The sequence below is a fragment of the Pseudomonas sp. KCJK9016 genome, from assembly GCF_046231795.1.
GTDB classification, from domain to species: Bacteria; Pseudomonadota; Gammaproteobacteria; order Pseudomonadales; family Pseudomonadaceae; genus Aquipseudomonas; species Aquipseudomonas bananamidigenes.
The window spans coordinates 155,204-174,787 of record NZ_JBJJMM010000012.1 but is presented as its reverse complement, the minus strand read 5'-3'; the positions used below and the strand labels follow the sequence as shown (position 1 = coordinate 174,787).

Here is a 19,584-nt window from a genome sequence, read left to right as displayed (position 1 = left end):
ACGGGCGCGGTCGATGAAGCGGCCGGGGTAGTCGTAGTCTTCCAGATCCGGCTCGGTGCTCTCGCCATCCGGTTTGTAGGCCGCTTCCATTTGCAGGCGCGGCTTTTCAAAGTCGTAGTCGCGGCGGGTGGTGCGGCTGGTGCGGGTTTCCAGACGCAGCTTGAAGCCTTTGATCACCGGCTCTTCGGCGACCATGCCGCTGCCCTGCACATACGCGGTCGGCTGGCCGAGATTCGGGAACACGGTCTGGTCGTCGCCGAACACCAGCAGATGGCCTTTCTTGCTGTGCTGGAAGTGGTAGTGAATGCCTTCTTCTTCGCACAGGCGCTGGACGAAGTGCAGGTCGGTTTCGTCGTACTGCACGCAGTAGTCGCGATCCGGGCACGGCTGGCTGAGCTGGAAGCTGTAGGCGTTGCCCTTGATGCCGTGCTCGTCGAGGATCAGCGCAATGATTTTCGGCGCCGACATCTGCTGGTAGATGCGCTGGTTGGTGCGGTGATGCAGGTATTGCAATTGCGGCACCAGCGAAACCTTGTAACGGGTCAGGCGCTTGCCGGCATCGCCCTGGGCGACACGGTAGATCTGGCCGTGGATGCCCGAGCCTTGCGGATCGAGGGCGAGGAACGCCTGTTTGTGCAGGAGCTTTTCCAGGTCCAGATCCGGGTTTTCGCTGACCAGTTCCAGGTCGAAACGGAACGGCTGGCTGATGCCTTCGGTGCCGGTGAACGACAGGACTTGCAGGTCGCCCACCTGCCCGCCTTGAGAGCCGTCGACCGTCAGGCTGAAGTGCGTTTCGTTGGCCGGATTGAACATTTGGCGCTCCTTGAAATGAAACCGAATCTCCTGAAAGTTCTACCGTCGGCGAAGACCTGATTCAGAACCGAGTCGGATCATAAAGGCTAAAAGTTGCGCAAAAAGTTGCGCACATGCCACGAAAGCACCGGTTTAGAAGGTTTTCTTGAAGTTGATACGAAATATTTCTTGGCAAAGTGATATCGCTTTTGCTGATGCTTTCTCGTGGTTGTCGGTCCCGTCAGGCAGTAGAGTGGAGCGCTGACAGGAACGTGAGCGCAGGAAAGACAGATGGCGAAGTTCTACGATGCACGGGGCAATATCTATGGCGTGGTTTCACCCCGACAGGTGCGTGAGGCAGGCATCAACCTGCCGGCCAGCGCTGAAGATGCCGCTTTATTCAGAACCGCATGGAGCGAGCAGGTCATTGAGGCATTCTGCCAATGGCCTGACGCGATTCGTCCTGCCGGTGCCAAACACCATCGCAGCGATGGCTTGTTGATCGGCCCGTTCCAGTCCTCGCCACCCTTTGATCTGCTGATCGTCAACACCGACGGCACGCTGGCCGAACGCAGTGGCAATGGTTTGACGATTTTCTCTCAGGCGCTGCTCGAAAAGGGGCTGATGCCGGAAGTGGGCGCGACGTTGCGGGTGCATCACGACAAGCAGGATGCGTCATCGCCAGTGCCCGTTTCCGTCAGGCCGGCAGAAGTGGACGGCGTGCAAGGCTTCTGGCTGGATCTCGGGAAACCGGGATTTGGCCCGCAGGCCGTCGGTGCCGTCGGCGTTGAACCCGTGCAGTTCAACAACGTGGAAGTCAGCCGCGTGAGGCCATTGGCGCAATTCGATCCTGCCTGGGTGCACAGCCAGTTCGTGCGCATCGGCAATCCTCATTGCGTGACACTCGTGGAGGGTAAAGCGGCACTGCCGAGCAACGCGCAGATGCTTGAATCGCCGCTGGCAGACAGTTTGACCGCCATCGCCTTCGCCATGCCCGTCGGCGCCGGCCAGCCGTGCCCGGCCGGGGTCAATCTGCAGTGGGCGATGCACGCAGGCGATCAACGCATCGCGGCGCGAGTATTCGAACGAGGCGAAGGCCCGACGGCTTCCTCTGGCACCAGCGCCAGTGCCGTGGCGTGTGCGGCGTGGCGGGTGGGCTGGGTGTCGGCGGGAGAAGTGCAGGTGGTCATGCCGGGTGGAACGGCACCGGTATTAATGGAAGAGAGTGATGGTGAACTGATCCGGGTGCGCCTGTTCGGCACGGCAATACGCACAGGGAAAATATAGAAATGCTGGATCAGAACCGTCCGACAGCGTCGTTCACTGCCCCGCTGATGAATGAGTTGTTCGCCCCCGTCTGCCAATACACCGCTCCCGGAACCTGCCCCCGCACGATGCACTTCCACTCGATGTGCTGCTGAGCTGGCAGGTTGACCGTAGCGTTCCAGCGGCCATTGGCAAGCGTCAGTGCCAAAGCATGTTGGGGATCCCATGCCCCGAACTCCAGAGATGAGCCTGCTGCCAGGACCCGTTCGCCGGGTTGCGGATTGGCGTTGTCGCAATGCACGTTGACTGCAACGGTCGCCAGTTCGACAGGGTTGCTCCAGATACGGATATCGCCGTTATCCCAGCTCAAGGCTGGCGTGCCAAGGCCTTGCGGCAACTGTTGCAGATCGGATTTCAGCGCTATTACCAAAGTCCCGCGCGCCCCCGATGTGGTGGCGACCAGGCCTGAATAAGCGGTGTTGAAGCGAATCGGCGAATCAGCGCGGATACCGGCACTCTTGCGCAATCTGATCAATTGCCGGATCAATCGATCCCTCTGCCAATCGTACATATGCGGCCAGTACACCGTGGGTGTGCCGGGACTGCTGAGGATGTAGGCGTACGCCATATTGATCAGTGGATCGGGCAGGGCCCAATGATGTTGGCCACCGTAAGCACCTGGCGAATAACCGGTATCGTGATTGTCGACGAAGGTCACCGAGATTGCGCGCCAGGCCGGGTCCGGATTGCCATTCAAACCGTGGCGCCACTCGGCCAGCGAGCCGTTTTGCATTCGCTCCTTGAGGGCGAAATCGAACACTGTGCAGTGCGAGCGATCCGACCAGTCCTTGAGCACATCTTGCCAGCTTGCATTGTGTCGCCAGTCATCCTGCGGGTATTCGTTGGGGGCTTTCCAGTTTTCACCGACGCAGAATTGCTGGTTGCTGAAGGCGTTCATCCAGCGGTCCACCGTTTCCGGTGCATAACCACGGACGAAGTCAAAGCGCAGCCCCTGGGCGCCGTAGTTTTCACGCAGATTGATGAATTCGTTTTTGAACGCTTCGAAAACCGCAGGATTGGCCGTGTTCAGATCCGCGGCGCCATCCATGAACGCGTCACCCTCATCGCATTGCATGCAGTCTTGCCGCCATTCGTTGGTCCCTCTCGGAAACATTGAATAGACCGCTTTGTCGCTCATGTGATTGGGTACCACGTCGAAGACGACTTTCACGCCAGCGTTATTGAGCGCCAGCACTGTTTGTTTGAGTTGTTGATCACTGCCGTAACGGCTGTTCTTGTCGAAGCTGTTCCAGAAATAGCCCTCACCGCCGCCGGCTGCCGTGGGGGTGTTCCACTGTGAGGAATCGGTCCATGGAGGCGGCATCCAGATCAACGTAAAGCCGTCGTTGCCGATGGTTGCCGCTTGCTGTGCAAGCACCGAGTACCAGGGCACAGGATTGCGGCTGGAGTTCCAGTGGAAGCCTTGCAGCAGGATTTCTTCACCGTTGCCGTTTCGTACGCCGGCCCATGCGGAGGTCGTGGCGATTGCAAGGCAGATAGCAAAAAAAAGTCGGAAAAGTGAAGTCCCTTTCATGATCGTCCCCCCGGGAACGATGGATCCCTTGGGGTTTACTGTGAGCCGGTTGACGGTCGTTGTCGCCTGTCAGATCTGACAGGGCGACGCTACCGTTTTGCGATAACGCCGCCCTGAACCATAACCATGAGAATTCTCGGCTCAATGAGCCTTGAACAGTGTCACGGCGACCACGGCCTCGGTGTCCACTGTCAGATGCAGCAGTGCCTGCGGAGTGATCTGCGCATCCTTGAAACATTCGACGATCACTGCTTGTGCCGTGCAGGCCTGTATCGCCAGCCGGTCGGCATCGCGCAGTAGCCTTTTCACCGCCGCACTGACCGGGATCGGTGGGTGGCCCTCGCGAACCGCTGTGCAGAACTTCAGAGAGATTTCTCTTGGCGTGGGCGGTGGGGGTGAGGCCAGGCCTGCTTCTGCAAATAAATGATTGAGCTGCTCCGCTGCACTCACGGCTCGCGGAAAACCGGCAAAGGCCGAGGCCTGCAGCAGCACCTCGGTCATTTCGCCGGACGCCAGGCCTGACGCGAGTCCGGTCTTGAGGTGCACGCTGAGCGGTGGTCCGACCATGCCCGACGCGACAACGGCGGCAAATGACACCGCCTCGCGCATGCGTGGGTCGAGACCTGGGCGCGCGTGCAAGTGTCCATACACCACGCCAACGGCCAGTTCGCCCAACGCAGGAACGGTGTGAAACAAGGCATCGAGTCGAGCGCCGCCATCGGGCACCAGATCGACAAACGTATGGCGGCCTTCGCGGTACAGCGTGGCCATGGGATCAGAAGCGGTTTTTGGGTGCATGTCGCGTCCTCGTGCATCAATGAGGATGGCAGCGGAGCAACTACGCGCGAACTACGGCATGACAGAGCGTCCATCGGGATAGGTCGGCGCCGTTGCGACGCCGACCCCTACACCTTAGACGAACTCCACCACCGGCATCTGTCGCTTCATCAACACCTTGCCGCCGCGGATCGAATACAGCGCCAGGCCCTGGCTGCGGATCACTTCGTAATCGCTGTCTGCCGACAGGATCAGCAGGTTGGCCGGGCGGCCCGGTTCAAGACCGTATCGTTCGCCCAGGTGCATGGCCCTGGCGCTGTTGTCGGTCACCAGATCCAGGGCGTTCTGCAGGTTGCGGTAACCGAGCATGTGGCAGATGTGCAGCCCGGCTTCGAGCACCCGCAGGATGTTGCCGTTGCCCAGCGGATACCACGGGTCGACGATCGAGTCCTGGCCGAAACAGACGTTCATGCCGGCGTCGAGCAATTCGTTCACGCGGGTCACGCCCCGGCGTTTCGGAAAGGTGTCGAAGCGGCCCTGCAGGTGAATGCTTTCGGTCGGGCAGGAGACAAAACTGATCCCTGAATGGCCGAGCAGGCGGAACAGTTTGGCGCAGTAGGCGTTGTCGTAGGAGCCCATCGCAGTGGTGTGGCTGGCGGTTACGCGTGCGCCCATGTCGCGGCTGCGAGCCTCTTCGGCCAGCACCTCGAGGAAGCGCGAATGCGGGTCGTCGGTTTCGTCGCAGTGCACGTCAACCAGACAACCGGTGCGTTCGGCCAGGTCCATCAGGAACTTCACCGAGCTGACACCCTGATCGCGGGTGTACTCGAAATGCGGAATCCCGCCGACCACGTCCGCGCCCATGCGGATCGCTTCTTCCATCAGTTCGCGACCATTGCTGAACGACTCGATGCCTTCCTGTGGGAACGCGACGATTTGCAGGTCGATCAGATGACGGCTTTCCTCGCGCACTTCGAGCATCGCCTTGAGCGCGGTGAGTTGCGGGTCGGTGACGTCGACGTGGGTGCGCACGTGCTGGATGCCGTGGGCGGCCAACGTCTGAATGGTTTTCCTGGCCCGGATTTTGGTGTCTTCCTGGGTGATGGTGACCTTGCGTTCGCCCCAGCATTCGATGCCTTCGAACAGCGTGCCGCTCATGTTCCAGCGCGGCTCGCCGGCGGTCAGGGTGGCATCGAGGTGGATGTGCGGCTCGACGAAGGGCGGCACCACTAGATTGCCGCCCGCGTCGAGGTCGTCCGGACCCAGTGTCGGCGCTTCGGTCTGGCGTGCGATGCTGCGGATCAGGCCGTCTTCCAGGTGCAGTTCGTGCAGACCTTCCTGGTTGCGCAGTCGGGCGTTGATGATGTGCATCGGGCGAATCCTTTTATAGATCTTGTAGGGGGGCGGCCGCGTTACGGGCGCCGAGCAGGCCGGTCACTGCGATATACGTTAACGCGGCAACGGCGATCCCGACCAGCGGCGCGACCCACGGCGAGCCGAACGCCGCGACGGTTCCGGCCGCGTAAGCCGCGAGCCCCGGCCAGTTGAACGCTGGTAACCGTGCGTCGGCCAGACGCGGATAACGCCCGCGCCAGCGGAAGAAAAAGTCCGCCATGATCACACCGCCAATCGGCGGGATCACCGTGCCGAGCAGGATCAGATAAGGCACCAGCATGTCATACATGCCCAACAGCGCGAGAAGCGTGCCGATCACCGCACCGGCCAGGGTCACGGTCTTGCGGCGTCCGGTGCGCAACAGGTTGCAGCCGGCGACGGCGAAGTTGTAGATGGTGTTGTCCTGGGTGCTCCAGATATTCAGTAGCAGCATGGCCATTGCGGCCATGGCGAAACCTTGCAGCAGCAATACTTCGACCACGTCTGGCTGTTGGTAGACGATGGCGCCATATGCGCCGATCAGCACCATCAGACCGTTGCCGATGAAAAAGCCGATCAGGCTGGCCAGCACCGCGACCCGCGCCGAGCGCGAGAAACGCGTCCAGTTGGTGGCCTGGGTCGCGCCGCTGACGAAGGTGCCGAATACCAGGGTGATGGCGGTGGACCAGTCCAGCGAACCGGTCGGTACTACGGCCAGCAAACCATCAAGGCCGCCGACCTTCACTGTGGCCACCCACATCGACAGCATCAGCAGCAACATCATGGCCGGCACCGCGATGTACGAAAGAATCTCCAGTCCGCGATACCCGACATACGCCGTGGCACAGAACACCAGGCCGAACAGCACCATCAGCCCGAGCACCGTGCCGTCGTCCAGGGCGAAATATTTGCCGAGCACCACCGCTGCCGTCGCCGTACCCCAGGCGTACCAGCCGATCTGGGTGAAGCCCAAAATCAGGTCGCTGAGCTTGCTGCCCACTTCGCCGAAACAGAAGCGCCCCATCAGCACCGAGTTCAGCCCGCTCTTGAAGGCGATGTAACCCAATGCGGCGGCGTACAGGCCCAACAACAGATTGCCGATGATGATCACCGCCATCATCTCGCCAAAGTCGAACACCACGCCAAGCTTGCCGCCGGCAAACATGGTCGCGGTGAAGAAGGTGAAGCCCAGCAGCACCATGGCCGTCGAGGCCAGGCCTTTACGCGCGTGCATGGGGACTTCGCTGAGGGGATAATCGTTGCCGGGATCGTTCTGCGTCATGGGGGGCGTTCCTTGCTGGAAAAGGGAGGACGCGAGGAGGTTGCAGCGGTCGTGCCAGTCTCGGATTGACGGGTTTATGTATAGACGAGGTGGCTGATTTGGCGCGAAAGCGGTGCGCCGGCCTCCGCTGAAGCACAATGCGGGAGCCATCAGGCTGGTTCCCACAGGTGATTTTCGGGTCAGAGAAAACGCAGCAGGGCGGCAACAATGGCTTCAGGCGCATCTTCCTGCACCAGATGCCCGGCATTCGGGATCGGGTGAAACTGTGATCCCGGGATCATGTTGTGCAACTCGCGTCCGCGCTCAACGGGAATCCACTGATCCGCTTCGCCCCAGAGAATCTGCACCGGGCAGCGAATCGTCGGGTACAACGACTGCGCTTCCAGCGTGTAACGCTGGTCCATCTGCGCGATCTGTCGGTAGAACGCCGCTTGCCCCGGATCACCCAGCCACGGCTGCACGTAAGGCGCCAGTTCATCATCGGGAATGTCCCGGTGAATGGCCCCGCGAATGTAGGCCGGCACGATGGCGCGCTGGATGTAGTCGGGCAGACCGCTGAACGCTGCTTCATGTTGGCGCACGTGCTGCACGAACGGCGAGCCCCAGGGCGTCAGTGCGACCGGGTCGATCAGGGTCAGGCTGCGGTAATCCTTGCCATTGAGCAGATGCGCGCGCAGGGCGGTGGCTCCGCCGAAGTCGTGGGCGACCACATCCGGGCGCTGCAGGCCCCAGTGATCCAGCAGTTGCGCGAGCAATACGTTCTGCACACCGAGGGAGACGTCGGCGTCCGGTTGCTCGGACCGCCCGTAGCCCAGCAAGTCGAAGTAATGCACCCGATGGCTGGAAAAAAAATGCGGTGCGATGCGGTGCCACACGTAAGAAGAGAAGGGTGTGCCGTGCACGAACACCAGCGGCGGGCCGTCGCCGCGCACCCCATGGCGTATCTGTCGCCCGTTGAATTCAAAGACCTGATCCAGCAGCCAGTCCGTCATGGGGCCGTCCTCTTGGCGGGTTCGAGCCAAAAAGCATAGGCGTAAAAAAACCACCGGTCTCGGTGGTTTTTTGTGTCACGGGATTCACTCGCCGCGATAGATGCAACCGCTGGTGCAGGTCTCATGGATGCGGATGGCGCTGAGTTCCGGCAGCAGGGGCTTCAATTCATTCCAGATGAATTTGGCCAGCACTTCGCTGGTCGGGTTCTCGAGGCCCGGAATGTCGTTCAGGTAGTTGTGGTCCAGACGCTCGTACAACGGCTTGAAAATCGCCTTGATCTCGGAGAAGTCGCGGATCCAGCCGGTGTGCGGGTCGAGGTCGCCGCTCAGGTGAATCGCCACTTTGAACGAGTGACCGTGCAGGCGTCCGCACTTGTGGCCGTCCGGGACGTGGGGCAGGCGGTGGGCGGATTCGAAGGTGAACTCTTTGAAAATTTCCACAGTGATTTCAGCTCTGTTCAGGTGACGGTCGCCGCAGCGATTCGGGCAGGCGGCGAGTCTACCAGAGCTGCGGGCAAAACACTGACTAAAGGGTCAGCAAGCGCTCGGCGAGGCGACCATTGGCAGTCAGTTCGAGGAACTCGTCGCCCAGCCGGCGGCTCTCGTCCATCGCCGTGCGCCAGTACTTCTGCCGGCTCGGTGCATCGCCCATGAAACGCTTGAAATCGTTACGGTCGGGGAGTTTGCCGTAGGGCAGGCGCGCCAGGTATTCCTTCGACGGCGCCAGCAACAGCACGTCCTGCAAGCGCTCGGTCGAGGCTTTGCGCCAAGGCAGGGTCTTGTCGAACCAGCCCGGAATCACTCGGTCGGTGAAGTGCGGGTAGAGCACGATGCCGTCGCCGCTGTAGGGCAGGTCGAGGTGATAGTCCAGCAGGCCGCCGTCGCGGAATGTGCCGGCACCGGCACCCGGCAGGTCGCGCACGCCTTCCATGACCATCGGGATCGAGCCCGAAGCCAGCAATGCCTGGCGCAGGTTACCGGCGTTGAGGGTGACGAAACGCGACGGGAAATCGTTCAGCGCATGCACCGGCGGCGCCAGGCGCGGGTCGTGGATGATCAGCCGTTCGAAGTGCCGCGACAGCCGTGCGCGGCCCCGCAAGTTGTCGGCGATCACCGAACCCAGCGCCAGCCCGAGCCGGCCACGATGGTCGTCAGCCAACCCGCCGTGGCTTTTGACCACCATGATGTTCAAGCGGTAATGGGCATTGTCGAGCAGTACCGCGTCGCGGCCGTCCAGCAGGTCGTCGAGCATGCGCTGCGAACTGCGGCTGACTTCGCCGATGGTCACGCCTTTGTTGAAGTTCTGCTCGGTGTACAGATGGCCGAGGCGGCGAATGCCTTCAGCGGCATCCGGCAGACAGGCGCTGGCGAAGCGCCAGGAACCCACCGACGCGCCGATCAGCGAACGCTCACGCGGCGCCGCCGGCAGCCACTCGCCGAACAGCGCCAGATCCAGTCCCTGAATCCCCAGCGCTTTCGGCCCGCCGGCTGCACCGGGCAGGGTACCGACGTCGGCGGCATTCAGGCCCTGGTGACGGATGCGTGCCATGGCACGAGGGCCGGCCTTGAGGGTGAGGGCAGGGAACTTGATGTGGATGGCGGTCATACCGGTCTCGATCGTTAGCAAGCGAAAGATTATAAGCACATGTTGCCGGCCTTGCTGAAGCTGGCCCGATGATGGCCATTCAGTTTCAGTTAAGTTCGCACCGTTAGGGTGCTGTCCATAGCGGCACTGAAAACACGGAGATTCCATGAAAACCCTGACTGCCCTGAGCCTTGCCTCGCTCATCGGATTGAGCGCCAGCCTGGTCCAGGCCCGGGATCTTGGCCCGGACGAAGCCCAACGTTTGCTCGACGCTGGTACTATCGTGCCCTTCGAGCAACTCAATGCCACGGCGCTGGCCAGGCATCCGGGCGCCACCATTACCGACGCCGAGCTGAAAGAGAAGTACGGCAAGTACCTCTATCGGATCGATCTGCGCGATTCGCAGGGGCTGGAATGGGATGTGGAACTGGACGCGGTCAGCGGGCAACTGCTCAAGGATCATCAGGATACGTAATGAAGCTCAGTGCTCGTGCCGGCGGTCGAACCGCGTTGGCGCTTTTGATTGTCTGTTCAGTGGCCGGGGCTCGCGATCTCGATCAGGACGAAGCCCTGCGCTTGCGCCAGCAGGGGGTGATCCTGCCGCTGGAGCAGGTGCTGCACAACGCAATGGATCGCTATCCCGGCGCCAGACTGCTGGAGGTCGAGCTGGAAGAAAAGCACGACGTCTACATTTACGAAGTCGAGTTGCTGACCGTCGACGGCATGACCCGTGAACTTCATCTCGAAGCCGCCACCGGCCGTTTACTCAAAGACAAGGAAGATTGAACGATGCGTTTGCTTCTGGTGGAAGACCACGTCCCTCTGGCCGATGAGCTGATCGCCGGCCTGCAGCGCCAGGGTTATGCCGTGGACTGGCTGGCGGACGGGCGTGACGCGGTTTATCAGGGCTGTAGCGAACCCTATGACCTGATCGTTCTCGATCTGGGCCTGCCGGGTGTGCCGGGCCTTGAGGTGCTGGCGCAATGGCGCGCGGGCGGGCTGGCGACGCCGGTACTGATCCTCACGGCCAGGGACTCCTGGGCCGAGCGCATCGAAGGCCTGAAGGCCGGCGCCGACGATTACCTGACCAAACCTTTCCACCCGGAAGAACTGTACTTGCGCATTCAGTCGCTGCTGCGCCGCTCCAAGGGACAGGCCAACCAGCCGACGCTCAAGGCCGCGGGGCTGCACCTGGACGAAGGTCGTCAGTGCGTGGTGCGTGACGGCGCCGATATTCAACTGACCGCCGCCGAATTCCGTCTACTGCGCTATTTCATGCTGCACCCGGAACAGATTCTTTCCAAAAGTCACCTCGCCGAGCACCTCTATGACGGTGAGACCGAGCGCGATTCCAACGTGCTGGAAGTCCACGTCAATCACCTGCGGCGCAAGCTGGGCAAAAGCGTGATCGAAACCCGTCGCGGCCAGGGTTATCTGTTCGGCGGACAGGCTTCGTGAGGTCGATCCAGCGCCGCTTGAGCCTGGGGCTGATCAGCGTGATGGTGGTGGTCGGCGTGGTGCTGGCGCAAGTCAGCCTGTGGCTGTTCGAGGTCGGGTTGCAGCGTTATCTCGAAGCCGGCCTGCGCAACGACAGCGAAAGCCTGCTGGTGGCGCTGGTGCGTGGTCCGCAAGGCTTGCAACTGGATGAGCGACACCTGTCGCCGGCCTATCAGCGGCCGTTTTCCGGCCATTATTTCCGCATCGACTTTGCCGACAGTCACTGGCGTTCGCGTTCGCTGTGGGATCAGGACCTGCCGCTGTTGCCGCAACCGGGTCTGCACAGCAACCTGCAACTGGGGCCGGATGGACAGCAACTGTTGGTACTGCGCTCGGACTATCGACGGCTTGGCCAGTCGATCTCCATCAGTGTTGCCCAGGATTACACCCCGGTGCGCGAGAGCTTCCAGCGCATGCGCCAGATCGGTCTGGGTCTGGGGCTGGCCGGATTGCTGCTGATCCTGATTCTGCAGCGTCTGACCGTGCATCGGGCCTTGCGTCCGCTGGAAAAGGCCCGCGAACAGATTGCCCAGTTGCAGCAGGGCCAGCGTTCGCAGCTCGATGAACAAGTGCCGGCGGAGCTGGAACCGCTGGTGGCGCAGATCAACCATTTGCTGGCCCACACCGAAGACAGCCTCAAGCGTTCGCGTAATGCTCTGGGCAATCTCGGGCACGCGCTGAAAACCCCGCTGGCGGTGTTGCTGAGCCTGGCCTCGAACGAACAGCTTGATGCCCATCCCGAGTTGCGCAGGATCCTCAAGGAACAGCTCGAACAGGTGCAGCAACGGCTGAACCGCGAGCTCAACCGTGCGCGGCTTTCCGGCGATGCGTTGCCGGGCGCGCTGTTCGATTGCGATGCGGAACTGCCTGGGTTGCTGGCGACGTTGAGCATGATCCATGGCGAACACCTTTCGTTGCGCTACGTCGCGCCGACCGGGCTGCAATTGCCGTGGGACCGTGAGGACCTGCTGGAACTGCTCGGCAATCTGCTGGACAACGCCTGCAAATGGGCGGATGCCGAGGTGCGGTTGAGCGTGGTCGAGACGGCTGAAGGGTTTGTGCTGAGCGTGGAAGACGATGGGCCGGGGATTCCCGAGGCGCAGCGCGATCAGGTGTTCAGCCGGGGCACGCGGCTGGATGAACAGACCCATGGGCATGGATTGGGGCTGGGGATTGTGCGGGATATCGTCGAGACGTGGGGCGGGGTTCTGGTGCTGGGGGAGAGTGAGTGGGGTGGGTTGAAGGTGGAGATTCAACTACCTCGGCGGTGAACCCGCCCCCCACAGGAATCTGTGGTGAGCGGGCTCGAGCGTCAAACGCGGAACTGATCCATCAAACTCTGCTGCTGATTCGCCAGGCTATTGAGCGATTGACTCACCCGCGCCGACTCATTCGCCTGCCCCGACAGCGACTCCGTCACATCACGGATCGTCGCCACGTTGTTGTTGATCTCTTCGGCCACCGCGCTCTGCTCTTCAGCGGCGCTGGCGATCTGCAGGTTCATGTCGCTGATCACAGTCACCGCATCGCCGATCTGGCGCAGTGCGGTCACGGCCTGGCCGACCTGTTCGACGCTGCCTTGAGCTTGACGATGGCTGTTGCCCATCGAACCCACCACGTCCTGGGTGCCGCTTTGCAGTTGCTCGATCACCTGGCGGGTTTCTTCCACCGATTCCTGGGTGCGGCGGGCGAGGTTGCGCACTTCGTCGGCCACCACCGCAAAGCCACGTCCGGCTTCACCGGCGCGGGCCGCTTCGATGGCGGCGTTGAGCGCCAGCAGGTTTGTCTGCTCGGCAATGGCGCGGATGGTTTCCAGCACAGTGCCGATTTTTTCGCTGTTGGCGGCCAGGCCTTCGACCTGCACCATGGCGGCGCTCATGTCGGCGGCAAGATTGTCGATGCTGGCGGTGGTGCGGTCGATCACGGTCAGGCCCTGGCGGGTGGCGCGGTCGGCATCCTTGGCCGCTTCGGCCGCTTGCGCGGCGCTGCGGGCTACGTCCTGGGCGGTGGCGCTCATTTCGTGGGACGCGGTGGCGACCTGATCGACCTGACGGTATTGCTGCTCCATGCCGGCGCTGGTCTGGGTCGCGATGGCCGAAGACTGGTCGGCCGTGTTGCGTGCGTCCTGCACCGAGCGTTTTACCTCGGCGATGATCGGTTGCAGCTTGTCGAGGAAGCGGTTGAACCAGCCGGCCAGCTGACCGAGTTCGTCTTTCTTGTCGTAGGCCAGACGGCGGGTCAGGTCGCCTTCGCCGCTGGCGATGTCTTCGAGCATGTCCGCCACGCCGAGGATCGGTCGGGTCACGCTGCGTGCCGTCAGCCAGACCAGCAGCAGGCCGAGCAGGGCGGCGAGTACGCCGAGGCTCAGCTCGATCAGCGTGCCCGAGGTGTTGCTGGCATCCAGTTGCTGCTTGAGTGCTTCGGCGCGACTGACCAGGACTTTTTCCGGCACATCCAGCAGCACGCCCCAGGACGGGCCGCCAGGAATCGGCTGGAACGGCGACAGCACTTTCAGCTGTGCGTTGCTGTGCAGGCTGCTGACGGTTTTGCTCGACGTCAGCAGGCGCAGCAGTTCGGCGCCGCTGATGGTGTCCACGGCATCGAGGCGCTGGCTGAGCTTGCCGGCGTCCGGGCTGTAACCGGCGAGCAGGCCCACCGGGCTGATGATGCTCACGGCAGTCTGGCCGTCATAGAGCTTTTTGCTTGCGCCCTGGCTGATGGCCTGCAGGCTGTTGAGGTTGATGTCCACCGACAGCGAGGCGATGACTTTGCCGTTGACCATCAGCGGGAACACGATGCTGGTCATCAGCACCTTTTGCCCGTCGATCACATAAAAGTAGGGTTCGATCACGCACGGTTTGAGCGTGGTGCGCGGGCAGGTGAACCAGGCGTTGGCGGCCTGGCCGCTGGGGCCGGTGCTGGTGTCGGCCATGTCGCTTTCCGGCAGCGCCATCGAGGTCAGTTTGCCCGGGGTCGGCTGCGACCAGTACAGGGCGAAGCGGCCCTTGTCGTTGCTGCCTAATTCACTTTGTCCGGCGAATAGCTCGTCCTTGCCGTCCAGCGCGTTGGCTTCGAACACCAGCGACAGGCCGAGCAATTCCGGGTTGGCCTGCAAGGCGGACTTCACCTGACGGGTCATGTCCTCGCGCAGGTCGAAGGCATCGAGGAAGCGCTTCTCGGCCTGTTCGCGCAGGAACAGCACCTGACGTGAGAAGCCGTGGCCATATTGATAGGCGTCCATGAACTGCTGGCGAATGCCCGCGGCCTGAACCTCGCCCTGGGATTCGATGCGAGCCTGGGCCGACTCGGTGAGCATCTCCATGCTGGAGGCTTTGACCAGTTCAGAACTGTGCTCCATGCGATACAGCGAAAGACCCACCAACAGGGTCACGATACCGGCCAGGCACAAGCCGGCGAGCAGGGTGATTTTCCATTGGATGGAAAGTTGTCTGAGCGACATGGAAACGTCCTTATTCGATAAATATCTGAGACTTTGCACTGTAACGGCCGCGTTTCGACTTTCTTTATGGCGCAAAGGCAATATGGCGAATTGACGCACTTTGTGGCGGATATGCCGTTGTCGCCGGTTTGATCATGGAAAGTTACACAGTGACGCGACCGGTCGCTTTGACACTGCGCCCGCTCTGCGGCACAGTGCGCGCCCTTCTAATAAGACCCTCCATGCCAATCCGCTGGCGCCCTTCGTGGCTTGCCGGGCGGACTCATCCTGTCTGGCGGTGAATGGCTTTACCGTCGTGTTTTTGAGGTAGTGAAATGAATGCAGTGATTGCTGCGGTCGGCGTCATGCTGATCCTCAGCCTGTCCCGTGTGCATGTGGTGATCGCGTTGATCGTCGGTGCGCTGGTCGGTGGCCTGACCGGCGGCCTGGGCATCGACGCCACGCTCAAGGCGTTCAACAGTGGCCTGGGCGGCGGGGCGACGGTGGCGTTGTCCTATGCCTTGCTGGGTGCTTTCGCCGTGGCGATCGCCAAGTCCGGTCTGGCCCACGCGCTGGCCGACAAGGCCCTGGCCATGGTCGACCGCCAGCACGCATCCGGCGGCGGCAGCGTCAAATGGCTGCTGATCGGCCTGCTGTGGGTGGTGGCGATCGCTTCGCAGAACATCCTGCCGATCCACATTGCGTTCATTCCATTGCTGGTGCCACCGCTTTTATATGTGCTGACCAAGCTGCAACTGGATCGTCGGTTGATCGCCTGCGTCATGACCTTTGGTCTGATCACGCCGTACATGTTTCTGCCGGTGGGCTTCGGCAACATTTTCCTCAACGAAATCCTGCTGGCCAACGTCGCCCGCAGCGGCGTGGATGTCAGCGGCATCAACGTCACTCATGCGATGGGGATTCCGGCGCTGGGCATGCTGGCCGGCCTGGGCATGGCTTTCATCAGTTATCGCAAGAAGCGCGTTTACGATCTGGGAAAAATCGAACAGGTCGAGCAAGTGGCGGTGCGATACAACCCGCGCAGCCTGATGATCGCCGGTGTTGCCATTGCAGCCGCTTTCATCATTCAGTTGCTGCTGGACTCGATGATTATCGGTGCCTTGTCCGGCTTCCTGATCTTTTCGGCATCAGGCATCGTCAAATGGCGCGAGACGGATGACCTGTTCACCGAAGGCATGAAGATGATGGCGATGATCGGCTTCATCATGATCGCTGCCTCCGGTTTCGCCGAAGTAATGAAAGCCACTGGCGAGGTGCAGACGCTGGTCGAGTCTTCAGCGTCGTGGATCAACCACAGCAAAGGCATCGGTGCCTTGTTGATGCTGCTGGTCGGATTGCTGGTGACCATGGGCATCGGCTCTTCGTTCTCCACTGTGCCGATCCTGGCGGCGATTTTCGTACCACTGTGCGTGCAACTGGGTTTCAGCCCGATTGCCATCGTCTGCATCGTCGGTACGGCCGGGGCGCTGGGCGATGCTGGTTCGCCGGCCTCGGACTCGACCCTCGGCCCGACCTCAGGCCTGAACATCGACGGCCAGCATCACCACATCTGGGACACCGTGGTGCCGACCTTCCTGCACTACAACCTGCCGTTGCTGGCGTTCGGCTGGGTGGCCGCGATGGTCCTGTAGATCTGCCACCTGCCCTGGGCTCACTCAACTTTTGATCCGGCATGCCGTTAAAGCCTTTAACCACGCCAATAAAACCAAAAGAGTGAGCCCCCCATGCGCCTGAGCCTCAAGGCTAAAGTCCTGTCCCTTGCCGTCCTTCCGGTCTTGCTCTTTGCGCTGGTGATCAGCCTGACCACGCTGTTCATTCTCCAGGAACAGGCGCACAAGGAAGTCGAACAGACCCGCGAACGCCTGCTCGGCGACGCAAAGGCCACCCTGGCCAGCTATGTCGCGGTGGCCATGACCACCATCAAGCCGTTGTACGACGCGGCCGCCCCCGGTGATACAGAGGCGCGGGCGCAGGTGATCAAGTTGCTGTCGGGCATCAAATACGGCAAGGACGGCTATTTCTTCGGTTACGACTCCGAGACCGTGCGCCTGTTCAAGGCCAACGATCCCGAAGGCGTGGGCAAAAGCTTCAAGGACAACCGCGACCCGAACGGCGTCTACGTCAACCGCGACCTGGTGAAAGTGGCGAAGGACGGTACTCACTACCTGCAATACAGCTCGCCGCTGCCGGGCAATGCACAGGTGCTGGTGCCGAAGCTCGGCTACACCGAATACCTGGCGAAGTGGGACATGGCGGTCGGGACGTCGGTCAACCTCGACGGCATCGAGGCGCAAGTGGCGCTGGTGCAGGCTCAGGTTCAGGAGCGCATGGAAGGCGTGGTGCTGAGCATCGTCGGCGTGGCGGTGATTGTGTTGCTGCTGATCGCGGTGGCGGGACTGGTGCTGGCCAATACCATTCTGCGGCCGCTGAACCTGATGAAAGCCAACCTCGATGACATCGCAGCAGGCGAGGGCGACCTGACCCGGCGCCTGACCCTCACCAGTCAGGACGAGCTCGGCGAACTGGCCGGCTCGTTCAACCGTTTCGTCGACAAGATCCACGGTCTGGTGCGGCAGATCACCGAGATGACCACGCAACTGACCGGACTGGTCAACCAGGTGTCGGATCAGGCCCAGCGTTCCGATCAGGCCATGGAACGTCAACGCCACGAGACCGATCAGGTGGCCACGGCGATCAATGAAATGTCCGCTGCTGCTCAGGAAGTCGCCAAGAGTGCGCAGAATGCTGCGGTCGCTGCACAGCAGACTGACGAAGAAGGCCAGACTGCCAAGCGCGTGGTGGCCGGCAGCATCAAGCAGATTCATGCGCTGGTGGACGACATCCGCAGCAGCGGTGTGTCCCTCGACAGCTTGCAGCAGGACGTGGCGTCGATCGTTGGCGTGCTCGGGGTGATTCGTTCGATTGCCGAACAGACCAACCTGCTGGCCCTCAACGCCGCGATTGAAGCCGCAAGGGCTGGCGAGGCCGGGCGCGGGTTTGCGGTGGTGGCGGACGAGGTGCGGGCGCTGGCTTCACGCACGCAGATCAGCACTCAGGAAATCCAGGGCATGATCGACCGCTTGCAGGCCGGTACACAGTCGGCGGTCGAAGCGATGCGCCGCTCCAGCGAGGCCGGTGACGGTACGTCGGCGCAGGCGAATCAGGCGGGGGCATCGCTGGATGCCATGGCGGATTTGATTGCGACCATCAACTCGATGAACGCGCAGATCGCCAGCGCCGCCGAAGAGCAGACGGCGGTGGCGGAAGAGATCAACCGCAGCGTGCATCAGATTGCGGTGGCGGTGGATAACGTGGCGGACGAGACCCAGTTGGGGGCGCAGACTTCGCGCAGTCTGGCGGAGTTGGGGCAGCGGTTGGGCAAGTTGGTGGGCCAGTTCCGGATCTGACGGCGTTGCCGGGGCAGACCGTCAGGGTCTGTCCCAATACGGCACCTCCCCAAAACACTCAACAAAGAAATCAATCACCGTCCGCACCTTCACCGACAACCGCCGGCTCCCCGGCCACAGCACGGCAATCTGCTGCGGCTCCACGCTGTTCGACACCTGATACTCCCCCAGCACCGGCACCAGCGTGCCCTCGCGCACCGCCTCGCCGATCAGCCATGACGGAAACATCACCAGCCCCAACCCTTGTACTGCGGCCTGGGTCAGGGTGTCGGCGTGGTTGCCGGTGATCGGACCCTTGACCGAATATGGCGTCCACTCGCCCTGATCCCGCCGGAAGAACCAGCGCTGCTGACCGGTCGCGCCCTTATAGGCCAGGCACTGGTGGCGGGCGAGGTCTTCGGGATGCAGCGGCGTGCCGAAGCGCTTGAGATACGCCGGACTGGCCGCGACCTGAAAGCGGTGCGGGGCGAGTATCCGCGCTTGCATGCTCGAGTCGTGCAACGGGCCGATGCGAAACAGCAGATCGGCGCCTTCCTGCAACGGGTCGATGTAGTGATCGGTCTGCTGGATGTCCAGTTGCAACTTCGGAAAGCGTTCGCACAAACGGCCCAGCCAGGGCGTCAGATGACGCTGGCCGAACACCACCGGGGCGTTGATCCGCACCAGTCCGGTGGGTTCGCTTTGCTGTTCCTGCAACGCCTGTTCGGCTTCCTCCAGTTGCACCAGCACCAGGCGAGCGTGGTGGCCGAGCATGCGTCCGGCTTCGGTCGGCGTGACCGCGCGGGTATGGCGGTAGAGCAGTTGCTGGTTCAGCGCCTGTTCCATCAACTGGATCTGCCGGGAAATCGATGAGGGCGCCACGCCTTCGCGCCGGGCGACCTCGGAAAAACTGCCGTGATCGAGCACCGCCACAAACAGCCTTAGCGCCTTGAATCCCAGTTCGTTGAGCCCGTGCATTGCGTGTCCTGCTGTGCGAATTGCGCAAAAGTGTTGTCAGGATGCTCCCATTTATCGCACAGCTGCGCCAGCCGATAATCCGCGCCATCGTTTCCTTCAGAGGTTTTATAGATGCAGTCGTTTGATGAAGTGGTTGCTGCGCCGGCACCTGTCGCCCGGCCCGGATTGCGCTGGTTGCTGCTGCCGCTGGTGATCCTGGCCGGCATGGGCCTGTCGGTGGAGGCCGGGTTGCTCGGGCCGCTGGGTGAACAGGTCGGGCATTTGTGGGCGACCTTGAGCATTTTCGGTGTCGGCTCGGCGATTCTGTTTTTGCTGCTGCTGTTTGCGGGGCCGCAAACAGGCCCGGCGTTGACCGACCTGCCGCGCTGGCAGTTGATCGGCGGGTTTCTGGGGCCGATGTATGTAGTGGTGCTGACCCTGGCCACGCCGTATATCGGCATCGCCATGACCATGATCGCGATTCTGTCCGGGCAGGTGGGCAAGAGTGTGCTGATCGATCATTTCGGCTGGTTTGGCGCCACGCGCAAGAAGGTCAACGGCGAGCGCTGGCTGGCGCTGGGGTTGATTGTGGCGGCACTGATTTTGATTGCGCGGGGTTGAT

The 19,584-nt window shown here is 61.9% G+C and carries 18 protein-coding genes and 2 pseudogenes; 9 read left to right on the top strand and 11 right to left on the bottom strand.

From position 1 onward, the window contains the following. The coding region (gene tssI, locus ACK6BI_RS14460) for a type VI secretion system tip protein TssI/VgrG (RefSeq protein WP_409317601.1) at positions 1-813 on the bottom strand (813 nt) is incomplete at its 3' end. Between the two features lie 270 nt (positions 814-1,083). On the opposite strand from tssI, the gene ACK6BI_RS14455 reads away from it, so the two are divergent. After that, positions 1,084-2,079 carry a diaminopimelate epimerase gene (locus tag ACK6BI_RS14455; protein ID WP_409317600.1) on the top strand — a complete coding sequence of 332 codons (996 nt, stop codon included), beginning with the start codon at positions 1,084-1,086 and terminating at the stop codon, positions 2,077-2,079. A 10-nt stretch (positions 2,080-2,089) separates the two neighbouring features. On the opposite strand, the gene ACK6BI_RS14450 is transcribed toward ACK6BI_RS14455, so the two are convergent. From ACK6BI_RS14450 to ACK6BI_RS14420, 7 genes are all read right to left on the bottom strand, one after another. Beyond that, positions 2,090-3,652: a glucan 1,4-alpha-maltotetraohydrolase domain-containing protein gene (locus tag ACK6BI_RS14450; protein ID WP_409317599.1), complete on the bottom strand. Its 1,563-nt coding sequence runs from the start codon at positions 3,650-3,652 to the stop codon at positions 2,090-2,092. A 141-nt stretch (positions 3,653-3,793) separates the two neighbouring features. Then, the gene (locus tag ACK6BI_RS14445) at positions 3,794-4,450 is read right to left on the bottom strand and encodes a carboxymuconolactone decarboxylase family protein (RefSeq protein ID WP_409317598.1); all 657 of its coding nucleotides are present in this window, start codon (positions 4,448-4,450) and stop codon (positions 3,794-3,796) included. Between the two features lie 114 nt (positions 4,451-4,564). Continuing rightward, positions 4,565-5,800, bottom strand: a complete 1,236-nt coding sequence (gene codA / locus ACK6BI_RS14440) for a cytosine deaminase (RefSeq protein WP_409317597.1) — start codon at positions 5,798-5,800, stop codon at positions 4,565-4,567. A 13-nt stretch (positions 5,801-5,813) separates the two neighbouring features. Then, complete coding sequence (gene codB, locus ACK6BI_RS14435) at positions 5,814-7,085, bottom strand: cytosine permease (protein WP_409317596.1); 1,272 nt, start codon at positions 7,083-7,085, stop codon at positions 5,814-5,816. 179 nt (positions 7,086-7,264) lie between these two features. Further along, a complete protein-coding gene (locus ACK6BI_RS14430; protein WP_409317595.1) occupies positions 7,265-8,077 on the bottom strand; it encodes an alpha/beta fold hydrolase in 813 nt (270 codons plus the stop codon). An 84-nt stretch (positions 8,078-8,161) separates the two neighbouring features. Next, positions 8,162-8,518, bottom strand: coding sequence for a 6-carboxytetrahydropterin synthase QueD (gene queD, locus ACK6BI_RS14425; protein WP_007955941.1), 357 nt, complete (start codon positions 8,516-8,518; stop codon positions 8,162-8,164). Positions 8,519-8,603: 85 nt separating this feature from the next. Then, positions 8,604-9,683: a patatin-like phospholipase family protein gene (locus ACK6BI_RS14420; protein WP_409317594.1), complete on the bottom strand. Its 1,080-nt coding sequence runs from the start codon at positions 9,681-9,683 to the stop codon at positions 8,604-8,606. A gap of 145 nt (positions 9,684-9,828) precedes the next feature. On the opposite strand from ACK6BI_RS14420, the gene ACK6BI_RS14415 reads away from it, so the two are divergent. From ACK6BI_RS14415 to ACK6BI_RS14400, 4 genes are read left to right on the top strand one after another with little or no spacing between them, the layout of a single operon-like run. Beyond that, positions 9,829-10,137 (top strand): PepSY domain-containing protein, encoded by a 309-nt coding sequence (locus ACK6BI_RS14415; protein ID WP_409317593.1) that lies wholly within the window; start codon positions 9,829-9,831, stop codon positions 10,135-10,137. Next, complete coding sequence (locus tag ACK6BI_RS14410) at positions 10,137-10,448, top strand: PepSY domain-containing protein (RefSeq protein ID WP_409317592.1); 312 nt, start codon at positions 10,137-10,139, stop codon at positions 10,446-10,448. Before ACK6BI_RS14415 ends, ACK6BI_RS14410 begins: the two co-directional genes overlap by 1 nt. 3 nt (positions 10,449-10,451) lie before the next feature. Beyond that, positions 10,452-11,120 (top strand): response regulator transcription factor, encoded by a 669-nt coding sequence (locus ACK6BI_RS14405; protein WP_409317591.1) that lies wholly within the window; start codon positions 10,452-10,454, stop codon positions 11,118-11,120. Then, on the top strand, positions 11,117-12,430 hold the full coding sequence (locus ACK6BI_RS14400; protein WP_409317590.1) for an ATP-binding protein: 1,314 nt from the start codon (positions 11,117-11,119) through the stop codon (positions 12,428-12,430). Before ACK6BI_RS14405 ends, ACK6BI_RS14400 begins: the two co-directional genes overlap by 4 nt. A gap of 41 nt (positions 12,431-12,471) precedes the next feature. On the opposite strand, the gene ACK6BI_RS14395 is transcribed toward ACK6BI_RS14400, so the two are convergent. Together ACK6BI_RS14395 and ACK6BI_RS14390 are read right to left on the bottom strand one after the other, a co-directional pair. Continuing rightward, positions 12,472-13,227: a methyl-accepting chemotaxis protein gene (locus tag ACK6BI_RS14395; protein WP_404820941.1), complete on the bottom strand. Its 756-nt coding sequence runs from the start codon at positions 13,225-13,227 to the stop codon at positions 12,472-12,474. Positions 13,228-13,329: 102 nt separating this feature from the next. Next, a pseudogene (locus ACK6BI_RS14390) lies at positions 13,330-13,941 on the bottom strand (HAMP domain-containing protein); the annotation flags it as partial. A gap of 992 nt (positions 13,942-14,933) precedes the next feature. Here ACK6BI_RS14390 and ACK6BI_RS14385 point away from each other — a divergent pair. The 3 genes and pseudogenes from ACK6BI_RS14385 (at position 14,934) to ACK6BI_RS14375 (ending at position 18,026) form a co-directional block, all read left to right on the top strand. After that, positions 14,934-16,250: a Na+/H+ antiporter family protein gene (locus tag ACK6BI_RS14385; protein ID WP_260520208.1), complete on the top strand. Its 1,317-nt coding sequence runs from the start codon at positions 14,934-14,936 to the stop codon at positions 16,248-16,250. Between the two features lie 93 nt (positions 16,251-16,343). Beyond that, a pseudogene (locus tag ACK6BI_RS14380) lies at positions 16,344-17,120 on the top strand (cache domain-containing protein); the annotation flags it as partial. An 84-nt stretch (positions 17,121-17,204) separates the two neighbouring features. After that, entirely contained in the window at positions 17,205-18,026 is an 822-nt protein-coding gene (locus ACK6BI_RS14375; protein WP_404820940.1) for a methyl-accepting chemotaxis protein, read from the top strand. A gap of 21 nt (positions 18,027-18,047) precedes the next feature. Here ACK6BI_RS14375 and ACK6BI_RS14370 read toward each other — a convergent pair whose 3' ends face one another. Further along, entirely contained in the window at positions 18,048-18,983 is a 936-nt protein-coding gene (locus ACK6BI_RS14370) for a LysR family transcriptional regulator (RefSeq protein WP_409317589.1), read from the bottom strand. A 111-nt stretch (positions 18,984-19,094) separates the two neighbouring features. Between ACK6BI_RS14370 and ACK6BI_RS14365 the strand changes: the two genes are divergently transcribed. Next, positions 19,095-19,583 carry a DMT family transporter gene (locus ACK6BI_RS14365; protein ID WP_409317588.1) on the top strand — a complete coding sequence of 163 codons (489 nt, stop codon included), beginning with the start codon at positions 19,095-19,097 and terminating at the stop codon, positions 19,581-19,583. Position 19,584 lies beyond the last annotated feature (1 nt).

Bases quoted from the DNA above. Each gene is read 5' to 3' on its own strand.
- codB (WP_409317596.1), bottom strand. From the start codon at position 7,085: ATGACGCAGAACGATCCCGGCAACGATTATCCCCTCAGCGAAGTCCCC.
- ACK6BI_RS14445 (WP_409317598.1), bottom strand. From the start codon at position 4,450: ATGCACCCAAAAACCGCTTCTGATCCCATGGCCACGCTGTACCGCGAA.
- codA (WP_409317597.1), bottom strand. From the start codon at position 5,800: ATGCACATCATCAACGCCCGACTGCGCAACCAGGAAGGTCTGCACGAA.
- ACK6BI_RS14430 (WP_409317595.1), bottom strand. From the start codon at position 8,077: ATGACGGACTGGCTGCTGGATCAGGTCTTTGAATTCAACGGGCGACAG.
- ACK6BI_RS14455 (WP_409317600.1), top strand. From the start codon at position 1,084: ATGGCGAAGTTCTACGATGCACGGGGCAATATCTATGGCGTGGTTTCA.
- ACK6BI_RS14420 (WP_409317594.1), bottom strand. From the start codon at position 9,683: ATGACCGCCATCCACATCAAGTTCCCTGCCCTCACCCTCAAGGCCGGC.
- ACK6BI_RS14405 (WP_409317591.1), top strand. From the start codon at position 10,452: ATGCGTTTGCTTCTGGTGGAAGACCACGTCCCTCTGGCCGATGAGCTG.
- ACK6BI_RS14410 (WP_409317592.1), top strand. From the start codon at position 10,137: ATGAAGCTCAGTGCTCGTGCCGGCGGTCGAACCGCGTTGGCGCTTTTG.
- ACK6BI_RS14370 (WP_409317589.1), bottom strand. From the start codon at position 18,983: ATGCACGGGCTCAACGAACTGGGATTCAAGGCGCTAAGGCTGTTTGTG.
- ACK6BI_RS14365 (WP_409317588.1), top strand. From the start codon at position 19,095: ATGCAGTCGTTTGATGAAGTGGTTGCTGCGCCGGCACCTGTCGCCCGG.
- ACK6BI_RS14450 (WP_409317599.1), bottom strand. From the start codon at position 3,652: ATGAAAGGGACTTCACTTTTCCGACTTTTTTTTGCTATCTGCCTTGCA.
- ACK6BI_RS14395 (WP_404820941.1), bottom strand. From the start codon at position 13,227: ATGGAGCAGCAATACCGTCAGGTCGATCAGGTCGCCACCGCGTCCCAC.
- ACK6BI_RS14375 (WP_404820940.1), top strand. From the start codon at position 17,205: ATGACCACGCAACTGACCGGACTGGTCAACCAGGTGTCGGATCAGGCC.
- ACK6BI_RS14385 (WP_260520208.1), top strand. From the start codon at position 14,934: ATGAATGCAGTGATTGCTGCGGTCGGCGTCATGCTGATCCTCAGCCTG.
- ACK6BI_RS14415 (WP_409317593.1), top strand. From the start codon at position 9,829: ATGAAAACCCTGACTGCCCTGAGCCTTGCCTCGCTCATCGGATTGAGC.